This window comes from Pantoea sp. SIMBA_079, from assembly GCF_046940275.1.
Lineage (GTDB): Bacteria > Pseudomonadota > Gammaproteobacteria > Enterobacterales > Enterobacteriaceae > Pantoea > Pantoea borealis.
Window position 1 is genome coordinate 1 of sequence record NZ_JAWRYR010000489.1, and the last position, 261, is coordinate 261.

At 53.6% G+C, this 261-nt stretch carries 3 tRNA genes; all 3 read left to right on the top strand.

Annotated features, from left to right (window positions below):
* The 3 genes from SB719_RS20910 to SB719_RS20920 all read left to right on the top strand — a co-directional run bounded on the left by SB719_RS20910 (window position 1) and on the right by SB719_RS20920 (window position 261).
* Window positions 1–77 (top strand) — tRNA-Met (locus SB719_RS20910).
* A gap of 6 nt (window positions 78–83) precedes the next feature.
* Window positions 84–158 (top strand) — tRNA-Gln (locus SB719_RS20915).
* 28 nt (window positions 159–186) lie between these two features.
* A tRNA-Gln gene (locus SB719_RS20920) sits at window positions 187–261 on the top strand.

Genomic DNA, 261 nt, shown 5'->3' on the forward strand with positions numbered 1-261 from the left:
GGCTACGTAGCTCAGTCGGTTAGAGCACATCACTCATAATGATGGGGTCACAGGTTCGATTCCCGTCGTAGCCACCAGATAATTGGGGTGTCGCCAAGCGGTAAGGCACTGGTTTCTGATACCAGCATTCCGGGGTTCGAATCCCTGCACCCCAGCCATACAAAGACAATTTGATCTAACACCTATTGGGGTGTCGCCAAGCGGTAAGGCACTGGTTTCTGATACCAGCATTCCGGGGTTCGAATCCCTGCACCCCAGCCA